This window comes from Brevundimonas sp. UBA7507, assembly GCF_002478355.1.
GTDB classification, from domain to species: domain Bacteria; phylum Pseudomonadota; class Alphaproteobacteria; order Caulobacterales; family Caulobacteraceae; genus Brevundimonas; species Brevundimonas diminuta_D.
On record NZ_DLNP01000013.1, the window covers coordinates 28,979 to 46,188 of the forward strand.

Annotated in this window: 10 protein-coding genes; 4 read left to right on the forward strand and 6 right to left on the reverse strand. The window is 66.9% G+C overall.

Features of this window, described 5'->3' with window-relative positions:
• Positions 1-80 precede the first annotated feature (80 nt).
• The 3 genes from B3D50_RS07520 to B3D50_RS07530 all read left to right on the forward strand — a co-directional run bounded on the left by B3D50_RS07520 (position 81) and on the right by B3D50_RS07530 (position 7,165).
• Positions 81-3,548 carry a DNA methyltransferase gene (locus B3D50_RS07520; RefSeq protein WP_286950510.1) on the forward strand — a complete coding sequence of 1,156 codons (3,468 nt, stop codon included), beginning with the start codon at positions 81-83 and terminating at the stop codon, positions 3,546-3,548.
• A 129-nt stretch (positions 3,549-3,677) separates the two neighbouring features.
• On the forward strand, positions 3,678-6,434 hold the full coding sequence (locus tag B3D50_RS07525; protein ID WP_286950512.1) for a valine--tRNA ligase: 2,757 nt from the start codon (positions 3,678-3,680) through the stop codon (positions 6,432-6,434).
• The gene (locus B3D50_RS07530) at positions 6,431-7,165 is read left to right on the forward strand and encodes a TlyA family RNA methyltransferase (RefSeq protein WP_286950514.1); all 735 of its coding nucleotides are present in this window, start codon (positions 6,431-6,433) and stop codon (positions 7,163-7,165) included. The genes B3D50_RS07525 and B3D50_RS07530 overlap by 4 nt, the downstream gene beginning before the upstream one ends.
• Positions 7,166-7,238: 73 nt before the next feature.
• On the opposite strand, the gene B3D50_RS07535 is transcribed toward B3D50_RS07530, so the two are convergent.
• A complete protein-coding gene (locus B3D50_RS07535) occupies positions 7,239-7,901 on the reverse strand; it encodes a glycine zipper 2TM domain-containing protein (protein ID WP_286950516.1) in 663 nt (220 codons plus the stop codon).
• A 157-nt stretch (positions 7,902-8,058) separates the two neighbouring features.
• Between B3D50_RS07535 and B3D50_RS07540 the strand changes: the two genes are divergently transcribed.
• Positions 8,059-9,300, forward strand: coding sequence for a class I SAM-dependent RNA methyltransferase (locus tag B3D50_RS07540; protein WP_286951128.1), 1,242 nt, complete (start codon positions 8,059-8,061; stop codon positions 9,298-9,300).
• Between the two features lie 20 nt (positions 9,301-9,320).
• On the opposite strand, the gene B3D50_RS07545 is transcribed toward B3D50_RS07540, so the two are convergent.
• The 5 genes from B3D50_RS07545 to B3D50_RS07565 all read right to left on the reverse strand — a co-directional run bounded on the left by B3D50_RS07545 (position 9,321) and on the right by B3D50_RS07565 (position 17,192).
• Positions 9,321-9,629 (reverse strand): hypothetical protein, encoded by a 309-nt coding sequence (locus B3D50_RS07545; protein ID WP_286950518.1) that lies wholly within the window; start codon positions 9,627-9,629, stop codon positions 9,321-9,323.
• A 62-nt stretch (positions 9,630-9,691) separates the two neighbouring features.
• Complete coding sequence (locus B3D50_RS07550; protein ID WP_286950520.1) at positions 9,692-10,768, reverse strand: PA0069 family radical SAM protein; 1,077 nt, start codon at positions 10,766-10,768, stop codon at positions 9,692-9,694.
• 86 nt (positions 10,769-10,854) lie between these two features.
• Positions 10,855-15,093, reverse strand: a complete 4,239-nt coding sequence (locus B3D50_RS07555) for a translocation/assembly module TamB domain-containing protein (RefSeq protein WP_286950522.1) — start codon at positions 15,091-15,093, stop codon at positions 10,855-10,857.
• Positions 15,090-16,877 (reverse strand): autotransporter assembly complex protein TamA, encoded by a 1,788-nt coding sequence (locus tag B3D50_RS07560; RefSeq protein ID WP_286950523.1) that lies wholly within the window; start codon positions 16,875-16,877, stop codon positions 15,090-15,092. Before B3D50_RS07560 ends, B3D50_RS07555 begins: the two co-directional genes overlap by 4 nt.
• A gap of 57 nt (positions 16,878-16,934) precedes the next feature.
• Positions 16,935-17,192, reverse strand: a complete 258-nt coding sequence (locus tag B3D50_RS07565; protein ID WP_286950525.1) for a hypothetical protein — start codon at positions 17,190-17,192, stop codon at positions 16,935-16,937.
• Positions 17,193-17,210: the final 18 nt, after the last annotated feature.

Sequence of the window (17,210 nt, forward strand, 5' to 3'; positions counted from 1 at the left end):
GGTTGTCTGCGATAATGTAAGGTTGTGTTCTTACTAAAATTCAACCTAATATTGTTCTCTCAGGGGTGGGAGAACAATCCATGGATGTCGAAGCGTTCATCACGCGCTGGAGCGGCGCGACGATCAGCGAGCGTTCGCACTATCAGACATTCATCAGCCAGTTGTGCGCCCTGATCGGAACACCGGCGCCGGATCAGGAGATCGCTGGAGATCGCAGTTACTGCTTCGAGCGGCGGGTGGAGTTCCGCTTTCACGACGGCGGCGCGCACCGGGGATTCATCGACTGCTATCGGCGCGGCGCCTTCGTGCTGGAGGCCAAGCAGTCGCAGAAGCGGGCGCCCGGCGGCGAATTGGACCCGCAGCGGCATCTGGCCCTGTTCAACGGGCGCGGGCGCAAGCCGCCGAAGGGCGATGCGGGCGCAATCGAGCGGCTGATGCTGGACGCCAAGCGTCAGGCCGAGACCTACGCCAAGGCTCTGGACGAATGGCCGCCCTTCATCGTTGTCGTGGACGTCGGGCGCTCCATCCACCTGTGGGCGGACTTTGACCGACAGGGGAAGGGCTATGTGCCGTTTCCCGATCTGGCGCGCTGCCGCATCTCCATGGACGACTTGCGTGATCCGACGGTGCGGGAGCGTCTGCGCCGGGTGTGGGAAGAGCCGATGAGTCTGAACCCGGCGAACCATGTGGCGGCCGTGACCAGCGACATCGCCGAGCGGCTGGCCTGGTTGGTGCGCTCGATCCGCAAGCGGGCGCCGACCGATTCCAGCGGTTGCGTCGATGTCGTGACGCGGGCGGCATGGGACAAGCGCACTTCGCTGTTCGTCATGCAGTGCATTTTCGCCATGTTCGCCGACAGCGTGGGACTGATCGACGACCGGGGATTTCTGCGCCTGCTGGAAAGCTATCGCGGAATGGCGGATCGCTTTCATGTCAGCGCGGCGGACTTCTTTCGCCGCATGGACAGCGGCGGACATTGCTCAGCGGTTCGCCAGGATCTGCGCCGTTTTAACGGGGGTCTGTTCAAGGAAGAGGCGGCCGTGCCGGTGACGGAGGCGGAGCTGGAGGCGCTGATCGCCGCCGCCCAGCGCGACTGGGCTTCGGTCGAGCCGGCGATCTTCGGCGCCTTGCTGGAGCAGGCGCTGGACCCGACGGAGCGCGGAGAACTCGGCGCCCACTATACGCCCAAGGCCTATGTGCGGCGGCTGGTCGAGGCGACGATCATGGAGCCGCTTCGCGCCGAGTGGGAAGCGGTCGCAGGCTTGGCGGTCGGCCACTACGCCAGCGGCGACGTCGTGCGGGCGCGCCGCATCATGCGCGATTTCCATCGCGAGCTTTGTGCGACGCGGGTGCTGGACCCCGCCTGCGGCACCGGCAACTTCCTCTATGTGGCCATGGACATGATGAAGGATCTCGAGAGCGAGGTTCTGACCGCCCTGACCGATCTGGGCGACGCCCAAACTGCGCTCGGCCTGGAGGGGCATACCGTCAGCCCCGAGCAGTTCTGGGGGCTGGAGAAGAACGTCCACGCCGCCTGGATCGCGGAGATGGTGATGTGGATCGGCTATCTGCAATGGCATTTCAGGAACGCTGGCGACGCCAAGCCGACCGAGCCGATCCTACGAAACTTCAACTGCATCAAACATATGGACGCGCTGCTGACGTGGACGCGCGAAGAACTGGTGCGCGACGAACAGGGGCGGCCGCTTACCCACGCGCGGGTATTGAGCCGAGGCGGCGGTCTCTCGGCGGTTGTGGCGCACGAGGAGAGAGAAGTTACGCGATATATTGATCCGCGCCCTACGGTCTGGCCGATGGCGCACTTCATCATCGGCAATCCGCCCTTCATCGGGGGCAAGGACGTGCGCGGCGAACTGGGCGACGGCTATGTCGACGCTCTGTGGCGGGTGCGACAGGGGCGGTTCCGCTCGGCGGACCTGGTCACGGCCTGGTGGGACCGTGCGGCGGAGATCCTGACGGCTAAGAACAGCGTGCTGAGACGGTTCGGCTTCATCACCACCAACTCGATCACCCAGACCTTTTCCCGGCGCGTGCTGGAGCATCATCTGAACGGCGCGCCGTCGATGCGTCTGACCTTCGCGATCCCAGACCATCCGTGGATCAAGGGCGCCGACCGCGCCGACGTGCGCATCGCCATGACCGTGGCCGAGCGCGGCGAGCCGAATGGTCAGGGCCGCCTGCTGACGGTGGTCGATGAGTCTATGGGCGACGGCGAGACGCCGGAGATCCTCTTTTGCGAACAGCGCGGCGATATCGGGCCGGGCCTGAACATCGGTCTTCCCATCACCGAGGCGCAGCCGCTCAAGGCCAATGCGCTGCTGTGCTCGCCGGGGGTGAAGCTGCATGGTGCGGGCTTCATGGTGTCGCCGGAACGGGCGGAGCAGTTGCTGGCGGCGTCCAATGACGAGGCGGAAAATCCGATCCGCGCTTACCGCAACGGACGCGATCTGGCGTCACGACCGCGCGGCGTGAAGGTGATCGACCTGTTCGGCTGGAGCGAGGAAGAGGCGCGCCGCAGCCATCCCGCCGTTTTTCAACACCTGTTGGAGGCGGTGAAGCCTGAACGCGACCGCAATAATCGCGAGACCTATCGTGACAACTGGTGGGTGTTCGGCGAGCCGCGCAGCGAGTTCCGCCCGGCGTTGGAGGGGCTGTCCCGCTATATCGCCACGGTGGAGACGGCCAAGCACCGGTGGTTCCGTTTTCTGGACGCGGACATCCTGCCGGACAACGCCCTGATCGCCGTCGCCTCGGATGATCCGCGCATCCTGGGCGTGCTGTCGTCGCATATGCATGGGGTTTGGGCGCTGGCGCGCGGCGGGCGGCTGGAGGATCGGCCCGTCTATAACAAGAAGGCCTGCTTCGACGCCTTTCCCTTTCCGGATCTGAACAGCGCCGCAGGCGAGGAGATCGGCGTTCTGGCCGAAGAGATCGATGACCGTCGCCGTCATGTTCTGAGCCAGCACGCGGATCTGACGATGACCGGGCTCTACAATATCCGGCGTCGCCTTCAGGAAGGCGGCGAACTGACCGTGAGCGAGCGCGATCTCTATGATCGCGGTCAGATCGGCTTGCTGCATCATCTGCACGAACGGCTGGATCAGCAGGTCGCGTCGGCTTACGGCTGGCGCGACGGCATGACGGATCAAGCGACGCTCAGCGCCCTGCTGGAACTGAACCGTGCGCGGCGAGTACAGGAGGAGAAGGGCAAGATCCGTTTCCTGCGACCGAGCTATCAAGCGGGACGGATCAAGTCGTCTGCACGCGCCGTGCAGATCGAGGCGCCGTTGGACAGGATGAGAACACGAGCGCCGTTGCCTGATGCGCCTGCGATCTTGGCGGGCGTGTTGCTGGAAGAGCTGCGTCGCGAAGGGCGGCCGCTGCAGCCGCTGGAGCTGGCGCGTCGCTTCGACGGGCGGATCGGTCGCCGCAAGACGGATCGGATCGAACAGACCTTGGCGGTTCTGGCGGTGGCGGGGTCGGTCCAGCACACGGACGAGGGCTGGTTCTCGCCGCGACGGCACTGATTTGGCCTAGCCGTGGGACGCGGCGATCATTAAGTCGTCTAAGGGCGGTTCCGGCGGGACCGCCCTTTGCTTTACCGAAGCCCCGATCGGCGGCGCTTTCGCGCGACGCCTCGGGGAAACGAGATGACCATGCTTGAGAAGACGTTCGAACCCAAGGCCGCCGAGCCGCGCATCTACGCCCAGTGGGAGGACAGCGGCCTGTTCGCCCCGCGCGCGGCCAAGCCGACTGACGGCGCCGCCGACGCCTATTCGATCGTCATTCCGCCGCCGAACGTAACGGGCAGCCTGCACATCGGCCACGCCCTGAACAACACGCTTCAGGACATCCTGGCCCGCTATCACCGCATGAAGGGCAAGGCTGTTCTGTGGCTGCCGGGCACTGACCACGCGGGCATCGCCACCCAGATGGTGGTCGAGCGCAAGCTGGCCGCTGAGGGCAACATCGGTCGCCGCGACATGGGCCGTGACGCCTTCATCGAGAAGGTGTGGGAGTGGAAGGCCGAATCCGGCGGGACCATCGTGCGCCAGTTGCGCCGTCTGGGCTCGTCCTGCGACTGGTCGCGCGAACGCTTCACCCTGGACGAGGGGCTGAACGCCGCCGTCCGCAAGGTCTTCGTGCAACTGCACAAGGACGGCCTGATCTATCGCGACAAGCGGCTGGTGAACTGGGATCCGCATTTCCAGACCGCCATCAGCGACCTTGAGGTCGAGCAGAAGGAGGTCGACGGCGCCTATTGGCACTTCGCCTATCCGCTGGCCGACGGCGTGACCTATCAGCATCCGATCGCCTTTGATGATGCCGGCAAGGCGACCGAGTTCGAGGCGCGCGACTTCATCGTCGTCGCCACGACCCGGCCCGAAACCATGCTGGGCGACACCGGCGTGGCCGTTCACCCGGAAGACGAACGCTATACGGGTCTGGTCGGCAAGTTCGTGACCCTGCCTATCACCGGCCGCCGCGTGCCGATCGTGGCTGACGACTATGCTGATCCGACCAAAGGGTCGGGCGCGGTCAAGATCACGCCTGCTCATGATTTCAACGACTTCGGTGTTGGAAAGCGTGCAGGACTTGAAGCGCTGAACGTCATGGACGCTTTCGGCCGCATCACCGCCGCCGACACGCCCGACGTGCCCGCTGAATACGAGGGCATGGACCGCTTCGCCGCGCGCAAGGCCATCGTCGCCCGCGCCGAGGAAGAGGGCTGGCTGCGCGAGATCGAGAAGACCAAGCACATGGTCCCGCACGGCGACCGCTCTGGCGTCGTCATCGAGCCGTGGATGACGGATCAGTGGTACGTCGACGCCAAGGTCATGGCCCAGCCCGCCCTGAAGGCGGTCGAGGACGGCGCCACCGTCTTCGAGCCGAAGTCCTACGAGAAGATCTATTTCGAATGGCTGCGCAACATCGAACCCTGGTGCATTTCGCGCCAGCTGTGGTGGGGCCATCGCATCCCGGCCTGGTACGGCCCGAACGGCGAGATCTACGTCGCCGAGACGGAAGAGGACGCCCGCGAACAGGCGATGTCGGATTATGATTCCGAGGTCGTGCTGACGCAGGACGAGGACGTTCTGGACACCTGGTTCAGCTCGGCCCTGTGGCCCTTCTCGACCATGGGCTGGCCGGAGAAGACCGAGGATCTGGAGCGCTTCTATCCGACCAGCGATCTGGTCACGGCGGCGGACATCATCTTCTTCTGGGTCGCCCGGATGATGATGATGGGCATCCACTTCATGGACGGCGAAGTTCCGTTCAAGCGGGTCATCATCAACGGTCTGGTCCGCGATGAGAAGGGCCAGAAGATGTCGAAGTCCAAGGGCAACGTCATCGACCCCCTGGGCATCATCGACGAACTGGGCGCCGATCCCTTGCGCTTCACCATGGCGATCCTGTCTGGAACGCGCGACATCAAGTTGTCGAAGCAGCGCATTGAAGGCTATCGCAATTTCGGCACCAAGCTGTGGAACGCCGCGCGCTTCAGCCAGATGAACGAGGCGCGCCGCGTCGAGGGCTTCGATCCCGCAGCCGTGCAGCAGACGATCAACCGCTGGATCCGCGGCGAACTGACCAAGGCCGAACGCCAGGTGTCGGACGCCATCGAAGGCGGCCGTTTCGACGATGCGGCAGGCGCCCTGTATCGCTTCATCTGGAACGTCTTCTGCGACTGGTATCTGGAACTGGCCAAGCCGGTGTTCAACGGCGCTGATGAAGCGGCCAAGGCCGAGACCCGCGCCATGACGGCCTGGACCATCGACCAGACGCTGAAGCTGCTGCATCCGGTCATGCCCTACGTCACCGAGGAGCTTTGGGCCGAACTTGGCAAGGAAGGCGCTGCCCGTGATTCTGGCCGCGACGGCCTGCTGATGGGCGAAACCTGGCCGGTGCTGCCGGACGCCTTTGTCGATGCCGGCGCTGAGGCCGAGATCGGCTGGCTGGTCGATCTGATCGGTGAAATCCGCGCCTTACGGGCCGAGATGAACGTGCCGCCGTCGGCCAAGCCGCCGCTGGCCTTCGTTGCGCCGGACGCAGCCACGGCTGAGCGCATCGCGCGTCACCGCGATTTGATCCTGACGCTGGGCCGCGTGTCCGAGGTCGCCGTGGCGGAAGCCGCGCCGGCCGGGGCTGTGACCTTCGTCTCAGGCGGGGCGACGGTCGCCCTGTCGCTGGCCGGAATCATCGACCTGGCTGCGGAGCGCGCGCGTCTGGAGAAGGAGATCGCCGTCTTCGACAGCGACATCGGCCATGTGAACAAGAAGCTGGGCAACCCCAACTTCGTCGCCCGCGCGGCCGCCGAGGTGGTCGAGGAACAGCGCGCCAAGCTGGCCGAGGCCGAAGAGGGCAAGGCCAGGCTGCAGGCTGCTCTCGCTCGTCTGGACGCCATGGTTTGAGCCGGCTCCGGCTGGATCAGCTCCTGGTCGCGCGCGGCCTGGCCGAAAGCCGGGCCAAGGCCAAGGCGGCGATCGAGGCGGGCGGCGTCACCGTGGACGGCGCGCCCGCCAGGGCGGCGTCTCAGGCTGTCAGCGAAGAAGCTGTCGTCACCTATGTCGACGCCTTTCGCTGGGTGGGACGCGGCGCCCTGAAGCTGGAACGGGCGCTGGATCTGTGGCCGGTGGCGGTCGATGGACGCGTCGTGCTGGATGTCGGCGCCTCGACGGGCGGCTTCACCGAGGTCTGCCTGGACCGCGGCGCGGCGCAGGTGTTCGCTGTGGATGTGGGCACGGGGCAACTTCACCCGAAGGTCGCGGCCGATCCGTGCGTGGCGAACCTGGAGAAGACCGATGCTCGCGATCTGACGCCTGCCGTCATCACCGAGGCGCCGTCCCTTATCGTTTGCGACGTCAGCTTCATCAGCTTGTCGAAGGTGCTGCCGACGGCCCTTGATCTGGCGACGCCGGGGGCGGACCTGATCACCCTGGTCAAGCCGCAGTTCGAGGCGGACGGCCCCAAGGCGGTCGGCAAGAAGGGCGTGGTCAAGGATCCTGAGGCGCACGCCGCCGCCGTGGCCAAGGTACGCGATTGGCTGGAGGCAAGCGGCTGGACCGTTCGCGGGGTCGCCGACAGCCCGATCACGGGCGGCGACGGCAACGTCGAATTTCTGCTCTGGGCGCAGAAAGCCTGACCCCAAACGATTTGAGGGCCGCCGGATGTCCGGCGGCCCTCTTCACATCGTCGATTGACAGGGGGGCTGAAACTTAATCGACGACGCGATAGCGGCCCGATTGGTCGCGGCAGGAGCGGACGTAGCGCGTCTCCGTGCGACCGTCGGGAAGACGGATATTGCTTTCGGCCAGGCGGCACTGGTCGGCGTCGCGCGAGGCGGAAACCGAGGTGTCGGGGTAATCCCGATAATAGTCGTAGCCGTCGCGGCGATCGTCATAGCGACGGTCGTAGTCATAGCCGCGATTGTCGTAGGCCCGATTGTCATAGCCACGGTTGTCATATCCATAGGCAGGCGGGACATAGGTTCCCTGATAACCGCTATAGCTGGCGTCGCGGCGAGTACGGCTGTCGCAGGCGGCCGAGCTGTTGCCCACGCCCGCGCCGATCGCGGCGCCCAGAACGCCGCCCAGGGCGCTGCCTTCGGTGCGGCGGCCGCGCGCCGCCAGTTGAGAGCCTGCGACGGCGCCGATGGCCGCGCCCAGCAGGCCGCCGGTCGTGGCGCGTTGGCGTTGATCACGCGCGCAGGGATCGTAGTAGGTGCCCTGGCTGTAGCCGCCGTTTCCGTAGCCATAGGCGGGCGGATAGTCGTAGCCGTAGCTCTGGGCCGAAGCGACGCTGGGCAGGGCGACAGCGGAGGCGCAGGCCAGGACGGCGATGGCGGCGGCCGAGGCTTTTTTCGAGATGAGAGCGATCATCGTTTCTGTTCCTTCGACGGATGCCGCACCTGAACGGATCAGGCCGCCGTCTGTTGCAGCCATTGATAGGGTCGCGAAGCTGAACGGCTTTTGATCTCGTCGTTCATCTTCGTTCATGTTTCGATTTTTGCGCGGAAACCGCTAGAAGCCGCGCATGATGCAGACGCTGACCATCGCCCGCATGGGCCATCAGGGCGACGGGATCGCCGACACCGCCAACGGCCCGGTCTTCGTGCCGGGCGCCCTGCCGGGCGAGGTGATCGCCGCTGAGGTCAAGGACGGACGGGTCGAGCAGTTCGATCTGATCGAGGCGAGCCCCGACCGCCGTCCGATCCATTCGCGGACCTATGCCGAATGCGGGGTCGCGCCGTTGCAGCACTGGGCCGATGAGCCTTATCTGGCCTGGAAGCGCGAGGTGGTGATCCAGACCCTGGCGCGCGAGGGGCTGGAGACCGAGGTCGAGGCGACGGTGGCGACGCCTCTGGCCAGTCGTCGCCGCCTGGCGCTGCACGCGCGGCAGGGCGCGAACGGCCGCGTCGTGCTGGGTTTCAAGGCGCGCAAGTCGTGGCGGGTGGTAGAACTGACGGACTGCCCGCTGTCGGACCCGCACCTGACGGCGGCTCTGCCCGCCCTGGCCAAGGTGGCGGCGCCCTTCCTGGGGCATCCGAAATCGGCGCCGACCCTGCACGTCACCCTGACCGACACCGGTCTGGACGTCGATGTGACCGGGGTCGAGAAGCGTTCGGGCGGCCTGAATGGCGACCAGTTGGCGCTGGCCATTTCGGCGGCCGCCGAGGCCGATCTGGCGCGTCTCAGCCTGGATGGCGACACGCTAGTCATGGCGCGTCAGCCGCGCGTGCGGTTCGGGCGCGCGTCCGTGCCCTTGCCGGCGGGCGGTTTCCTGCAGGCGTCGCCCGCCGCTGAGGCCGCCATGGTCGAACGCGCGGTCGAGGCGGTGAGGGGGGGCAAGAAGGTGGTGGACCTGTTCTGCGGGGCGGGGACGTTCACCTTCCCTCTGGCCGAGATCGCCAGCGTTACAGCCGCCGATTCCGCCGCAGCCTCCATCGCCGCCCTGAAGGCGGGCGTGAGCACGGCGCAGGGTCTGAAGGGGATCGAAGCCCAGGCGCGAGATTTGTTCCGCCGTCCGCTGTCGCCCTATGACTTGAAGGGCTGCGACGCCATTGTGCTCGACCCGCCGCGCGCGGGCGCGCTGGAACAGACGCAGCAACTGCCGGGGACGAAGGCGTCGGTTGTCGTCGGGGTGTCCTGCAATCCCCAGACCTTCGCCCGTGACGCGCGGGTGCTGGTCGACGCCGGTTTCCGACTGGAGAAGGTCACGCCAATCGATCAGTTCATCTGGTCGACGCACATCGAACTGGTCGGCGTTTTCCGGCGCTAGGCAAGATCAGGTCGAACCGATCACGGACGGGCGAGAGCTTCGGCCATTCGGGACGTGAAGTCGGTTTGGCTGTGAACGTCGTTATGGCCGGCTTCGGCGAAGACCAGGTGGTCGATAGATCGTCCCTTTGCTGTCAGCGCCTGGGTCAGACGGCGGCTCAGGATGGGAGGCAGCACCGTGTCGCGCCCGGCCTCCAGCACGATGGCGGGGCCGGGGGGGAGCTCGATCCTCTCGGCTGCGATACGCGTATCGGGGTAGAGGAAGGCGTTCTCCGGCACGTTGACGGAACAGCCGCCGACGCTGATGGCCGCGGCTGCGACGATGATCATCCGGGTTCCGTGCATGGAGATGATCCTCACCTTGCCTGCTGAAAGGTCATCCTAAGGCGGCGTCAGGCGGGAATGTCGAACAGTTCCAACTGCGACCGGGCGTCGGCGGGTACGCGAAACTGGGTGAGGTCCAGCACCTGACGCGGCGCGTCCAGACCGTAACGCCTGGCCGCCGCCTTGAAGCGCGTGGCGATCAGTTCGGCGACCGGGCCGGTTCCCTTCATGCGCTGGGACCAGTCGGGGTCGTAATCCTTGCCGCCGCGCGTCTGGCGAATCAGGGACATGACGCGCGCGGCGTGGTCGGGACGGGCGTCGGCCAGCCATTCTCGGAACAGATCCTTGATCTCCATCGGCAGGCGCAGGGTCACATACATGGCCGAGGTCGCGCCCGCCTTCTGCGCCGCTTCCAGCACGGCTTCCAGTTCATGGTCGTTGAGGCCGGGAATGACGGGGGCGAAGCCGACGCCGACCGGGCATCCTGCGTCAGCCAGGCGGCTGATCGCCTCCAGCCGCTTGGCGGGCGTGGAGGCGCGAGGCTCCATCGCCCGCGCCAGCTTACGGTCCAGCGTGGTGATGGAGACGAAGGCCGAGGCCAGACCGCGCCGCCCCATGTCGCCCAGGATGTCGGCGTCGCGCGCGATCAGCACCGACTTGGTGATAATGCTGAACGGGTGGTTGAAGCGCTGCATGACCTCCAGGATCGAACGAGTCGAATTCGTTTCGCGCTCGACCGGCTGATAGGGGTCGGTGTTGCCGCCTATGTGGATGCGCCGGCAGACGTATCGGGGCTTTGAGAGTTCCTGTTCCAGCAGACGCGCGGCGTCCGGCTTGAAGAAGATCCGGCTCTCGAAATCCAGGCCCGGGGATAGGCCCATCCAGGCATGGGACGGACGGGCGTAGCAGTAGATGCAGCCATGTTCGCAGCCCTTGTAGGGGTTGATGGAGCGATCGAAGCCGACGTCGGGACTCGTATTCTTGGCGATGATGGTGCGCGCGTGTTCCGGGGACAGGGTGGTGCGAAGCGGAGCCGCCGCCTCGTCCTGATCCGTCCAGCCGTCGTCGTAGGCCTCGCGCCGATCGGCTTCATACCGACCCGAGGCGTTGGAGCGTGCGCCGCGTCCGTTGATCGCCTTACTCATGTCCGCAGGATGCGGAACGAATAAGAACAAATCAAGAACAAAATGGACGACAGGACGAGGCTGGCTTCTAGCCGGCCTCGCTCGGGTTAGCGTCGGGCGGCGGCGTTGGGACGGCGGTCGCGACGGTCGCCGCCGGGGCGGGGGCCTTCGCGGCGCCAGCGGACCGACAGGGCGGTGTCGCCTTCGCCGCCGAACTTGGAGGTGATGGCCAGGTTGCGTCGCACCTGCCACTCCACATTGACGGCTGCGCCCCGCTCGGCCCCGCCGATGACCTCCAGATAGATGTCGTCGGTGATGTAGCGCCCGCCCGCGACGGTCAGGCTGGAGGCCTCGCCGCTGAAGGACAGGCGGTCCAGGCCGGCCAGTTCGCGCAGGTTGCCGATGACGTCGAAGCCGCCGCCGCCCGCCAGGGACGCCACGGCGGAGGCCAGTTGCGCCGCTTCGAACGGCGACAACTGGGCCGCGGAACGTCCGAACAGCACCTGCGACAGGATTTCGTCCTGAGGCAGGTCAGGCGTGGAGGTCAGCTCGATCTTGGGCGAGACGGCGGTGCCCGTCACCTTGATCACGGCAGTCAGGGCGGGGTCTTCGCGCACGGCTTCCAGGTTCAGGCGGATGCGCGCCGGGTCGGTGGACAGGATGACCGAGCCGCGATCGTTGAAGACGAAGCGCTTGCCCGCGAACTCATAGTCGCCGCGCACCACATTGGCCGTGCCGCTCAGTTCGGGCTGGGTGATGGTGCCGCGCACACGGGCGTCGGCGCGCAATTCGACGTTCAGGCCACGTCCGCGCAGGTAGATCTCGCGTCCCGTCAGGGTCAGGTCCAGGCCGATCTGCGGGCCGGCGGCGGCCTTCTTTTCGGTCTCGACGGCGTCGCCGCCGGGGCGGTTGATCTCGACCACGTCCATTTTGACGATGCCGGTCGAACCGGGCAGGTCGGGCGAAATCTCGGCGTCGTCGATATTCACATTGCCGGTCAGGCGGATGTTGCCGTCAGGGCCGCGCACGGCCGTCAGTCGGCCGTTGGCCCGCGCCTTGGCGATGTCGTTGTCAATGATCTGGAAGCGCGCCAGCTCCAGGCGCAGGGTAGAGGGCGAACCCTGACGCAGGCCCAGGTCGCCGCTGCCGGACACTTCGCCCTTCAGGCCGTCGGTGGCCTGGAATCGTTCGATCACCGCCTGGCTGTCGTTGAAACGACTGGCCAGGGTCATGTTCTGCAGGCGCAGGCCCGAGGCTCCATCACGGAACGAGCCTTCGCTCAGGTCCAGCCGACCGTTCAGGCGCGGCGCGTTCAGGGTGCCGGCCAGGGTCGCCTGAGCGTTCACCTGGGCCGATAGGGATTGAGCGCCGCCCAGGAACAGATCCCAGATGGGCTGGATCTGACCGCGGATGACGACCTGACCCGACAGGTTCTCGGTCCGGGCGATAGCCAGGCGCAGGGGCGCGGCCGAGGTTTCGACCGGCAGGGTGACATCGGCTGTGGCCTGAACGGTCGTACCGTTGTGGGCTTCGGCGCGCAGGCGCAGGGCGTCGCCCGTCAGGTCGGCGTTCAGCGTGCCGTCGACGGCCAGGCCGCGCGGCGCGTCCAGGCTGCGCAGTTGCTTCAGGTCGACATTGGCGGAGCCGCGCAGCGTGTCGCCTTGCCCCTGCATCGAAACGCGACCCGTCACCTGACCGCGCAGATCGGGGATCAGCGAGCCCATTTCCACGTTGCCCATGTCGGCCTGGACGACGCTGCCTTTGCTGTCCTGCTTCAACTCGCCGGTCAGGACGCCGCCGCCCACGCCCAGGTCCAGGCGGGCGACGCGGCCGTCGCCGTTGAGGGCGAAAACGGCGGGCGCGCGGGTGGTGAAGGCGATATCGCGCACGCGGCCGCCGCCGCGCAAGGTCAGGCTCTGGGCCTGGCCCTGGCGGGCGTATTCGCCCGAGCCGTTGAACTGCACCGGATTGGCGCCGCCGATGTCAGCGGCCAGGGTGAAGGGCAGGCGATCCAGCGTGCCCTGGCCCTTGAGCGACAGGGTGCGCAGGGTCCAGTCCTGGCCGGTCAGGCGCACATTGCGCCCGGTGACGTCGAGTACGGCCGTCTGGTCGCCCGCGCCTTCGGTCAGGCGTACGCGGCCGTTGGCCTCGCCCGAGGCCAGGAAGGCCCCCTGGCGTGCCGTGAAGGTCAGGTCGGCGCTGGAGGGGAAGTTGTTCGACAGGGCGACGTCGCCCTGGGCCGCCACGCCGCCCGCGTTCACATCGACATCCGACAGACGCAGGCGCGGTCCGCCCAGGAAGAAGTTGCCCGAAGCATGGGCCGGTCCGTAGTTGGAGCCTGAGTTCAGCACCACGCGCCCGTCCGAAGCGTCGGCGCCCTTGCGGAAGCTGAGGATGAGATCGGCGTTGGTCAGGATCAGGCCGCCCGCGGCCACCTTGTCGAAGGCGGCGCGCAGATCGGCGCGCGGCTGGGCCAGGGTGCCGGTCAGGGCGCCGTCGCCCGACATGGCGCCGTCGATGGCGACCGGGCCGACGCCGAAGGGGCCATGAGCGTTCCAGTCCAGCGCCAGCCGCAGCTTGGCGCCCTCGATCAGACCCTTGGCGCCCGCGCGCCCGGCGGCGCCGGTCAGCTCTCCGCGATCGATGGAGACGACGCCGTTGTTCAGAGAACCGGCCAGTTGCAGGCGCGGCGCGGCGCCGAGCAGACGGTCCAGCTCTTCCATGCCGACGGCCATGCGCGAGCCGCGTCCGTCGAAGCTCAATGTCCAGGGCGCGCCCGTCTTGGCCGAGGCCGCCCGGATCGGGCCGCCGAACGCGCCGCGCGCGCCGGGTTGTATGCGCGACAGATCGGTCAGGTCGGCGCGGCCGCTGAAGTTCAGGCCGCCGTTCAGGCTGCGCCCGCCTGAGCCGGTCAGGGTCAGCCCCTGGCCGCGCGCGTCGATCTTCTTCAGCAGCATGGCGCCGTCGGCCATGCGCGCGCCTTCCATCTGGATGCGCGGCGCAGAGCCCAGCAGGCCGCCGATGATGCCCGCCGAGGAGCCGCCGACGGCGCGCACGTCGGTCGTGACGTCGATGCGCCCCTTGTTGGCGGCGATGTTGACGGGGCCCGAGATGCGCGTGGCGCGATAGGAGGCGATGTCGGCGTTCAGCAGGCTGGCCGAGCCTTGCAGACTCCACACCTGGGCGTCGCCCCTGAACACGCCCGTATAGGCGGCGGGACCGGCGATCGGACTGCCGACCAGGCGGCTGAGCGACGGCGTGTTCACCTCCAGGCTGATGCCGTCGGGCGAAGTGTTGTCCGTGGTGCGAATCAGGCCGCGAGCGCTGGATTCGATGTTGTCGGCGTACAGGCGCCAGGCCACGCCCTGATAGCCTTCGCGCTTGGCGTCCGGCGTCATGGCGAAGCCGAAGCGGGCGGTGCGGCCAATGCGCTCGACGAAGGGCTCCAGCAGGTCGGAGCCGGAGAAGTCGGCGTAACCCGACACCTTGGCGCCGTTGTCGCCATAGATTCCCTTGACCAACAGGGGGCGGAACTGGCCGGTCTGGACGGCCACGTCGATGACCTCGCCGTTGACCACGGCTACGGCCGAGAAAGGCTGATCGGGCGAATAGCCCAGCGACCCTGCGATCGGGCCGCCCTGGGCTTCATTGGCGCGCAGATTGACGCGCAGATCTTCGGGCTTGTCGCCGAAGGCGGCGGCCAGGCGCAGATAGTCGCCCTTGCGGTTCAGGCTGTAGGCGTTGACGTTGGCGGTCTTGACGCCCTTGCGCGGAATGGCGGCGTCGCCGCTTAGGGTCCAGCGGCCGTACTCCTTGGAGAAGCCTTCCAGCAGTTCGACATTGGCGCTGAAGCGGTCGATGTCGATGGAGATGGCCTGCGGCCCGCCCGGCTCGCTCGGCGGCTCAAGCTCGGGACGGCGCAACAGACGAATCTGGCCCGCGCTGATTTCCGTCGCATGGAATCGCCGCGCCAGCAGGGGCCAGTAGGACCAGTCGACGCGGATGTCGGTCGCTTCCAGCCAGACGCCCTTTTCGTCGGTCACGGTGACGCGCTTCAGACGGAAGTCGTCGAACAGATCGCCTTGCAGCCCCTCGACGTTGATCCGGCCGTAGCGGCTGATCTTCTTACCCGCGACGAAGCTGGTGATCAGTTCGCGCCCCGCGTCGGACACCAGATACATCCGCCCGCCCACCAGAGCGACGACGATCAGGGCCAGCAGACCGGCGAAGGTCACGCCCGCGACGAAGGCCGCCAGTTGCAGACGCGTGCGCTTGCGCTTGGCCTTCTCGGCCGGCGTATCGGCGACGTCTGCGCCCGTTTCGTGAGGCGGAGGTGTGTCGGTCAAAACGCCTGGCCGATGCTGAGATAGAGCTGGAATCCGGAGTCGCCCTCACGCTTGTTCAGCGGGAAGGCGATGTCGGCGCGAACAGGACCGAAGGGCAGCTTGTAACGTACGCCGACGCCCGCGCCGTAGCGCATATTGGTCAGGTTCGGCGTTTCCTGAAAGCCGACGGCGCCGCCGTCGACGAAGGCCACGGCCTGGAATTTCTCGCCGATGTCGCGCCGCACCTCGATCGAGGTCTCGAACAGCGACAGGCCGCCGCGCGGTCGGTTGTTGGGCAGGCGAGGGTTGATGCTCTGATAGGAATAGCCGCGCACAGAGCCGCCGCCGCCGGAATAGAACAGTCGGTCCGACGGCACGGTCAGTTCCTGGCCGCCGATGATGGATCCGATGCGGACGCGGCCGGCCAGCACGGTCTTGGCGTCATCCTGGATCGGCAGATAGGCGCTCGCCTGACCTTCGGTGCGCAGGAACAGCACGGTATCCTCGCCGGTCACAGCCGTGGGCTGGGTCGACAGCGACAGGCGATAGCCCGAGGTCGGGTTCAGCGGATCGTTCGAGCGATCCATGAAGGCGCCGCCGCGCAGGGTGACGATCGCCAGGTCGCGGTCGAAGGTGATCGGCGCCTGGGTCACCGGATCGAAGCGATACTCCGTATAGCGGCCCGCATCGACGCCCACGCCGTAGCTGAACCACGACGTCTTGCCGAGGCGTTGCGACAGGTCCGCAGCCAGGGTGATGGCGCTGCGGTCGTAGGCGTCGGTCTGTTCGTTGACGATATAGGACGACAGTTTCAGCGTTCGTCCCGCCCTGCGCCAGTGCGGTTGCGACCACTCGCCGCCGATGCGGCTGTCGATGCTGGCGATACGTGCGCCGTAGCGCAGGGTGTCGGCCCGGCCGAAGCGATTGTAGCGGGTCCGGAAAACGTCGGCGCCGACGCCTTCATAAGTCGAATAGCTGGCGCCGGCTTCCAGCAGGCTGACCGGCCGATCGGCCAGGGTGACGACGACCGGGCGCAAGCCGTCCGGTCGAATGTCGTCGAGCGGCGATAGGGCCACGCCCACGCCGTCATAGACGCCGGTGTCCAGCAGGCGTCGTTCCAGTTCGGCCACGTCCTCGGGATCATAGCGGTCGCCTTCCTCCCAGGGGACCAGGCTCTGAAGCCAGCTTTCCTTGGTCGGCCCCCGGGTCCGTAGCTGAATGCCGTTCAGCCGCACGAGCTCGCCCGAGTTGATGTTGAAGCCCGGTTGAACCAGGAAGGTGGCGTGATCCACGACCACGCGCCGGGGCAGGGCGGCGGCGTCCGCATAGCCGCGTCGGGTCAGGCCGGCGACGACGCGGCCTTCGGCTTCCAGGATCTCAGCGGCCCGGCCCGGTTCGCCTGACTTGAGGCGGATGTCCTCGATGACCGCAGCGCTGGTCTCTGGGTCCGGCGCGGGAGCGGTCCAGTTGATCGTGGTTTCGCCCAGGACGAAGCGGCGACCCGGCGCAATCTGGACTATCGCGACGGGCTTGTCGTCGCCCTCGACCTGATCCTCGACCGTGGCTTGATAATAGCCTTCCGAACGCAACAAGGCTTGAGCCGAGGTCACGGCCGCACGGGCGCGACGACGGGCCTCGAACCGGCTGGACGGCGCGCCGTCGACATCGCCGATCGCCTGTTCCAGCTGGCGTTTGAGGTCGCCGTCTATTTCACCGCGAATCTGGGCGCGAGGTTCGGCGACGGCTTGGCTTGCGAGCGCGCATACAGCTGCGCCGGCAAGAAGGAGGGGGAGCCTCGACGTCAAATCCGAACCCTGGTTACGAGACGATCAAAGGGCGCTTAGCCCTGTTCGCCGGAGGAATCAGTAAAACAGCGTATCGCTTTCGGGTTGAACTGTCTCTTCAGACGAACGCTGGTCCGGCGGAAGGGTCTCCACAGGCGTAGCCGCTTCGGACGCGGCGGGAGCCTCGGCGACCGCGGGCGCAGCGGCGTCTTCTGCGGCGGGGGCCTCGACAGGCGCCGGCGCTTCGACGGGGGGCGGTTCGCTGTAAGGTTGTTCACAAGCGGCCAGCAAGCCGGTGGCGGCCAGCGCCGCGCCGATCATCAGACGATTCAACATGGATCGATTCATTCTTGA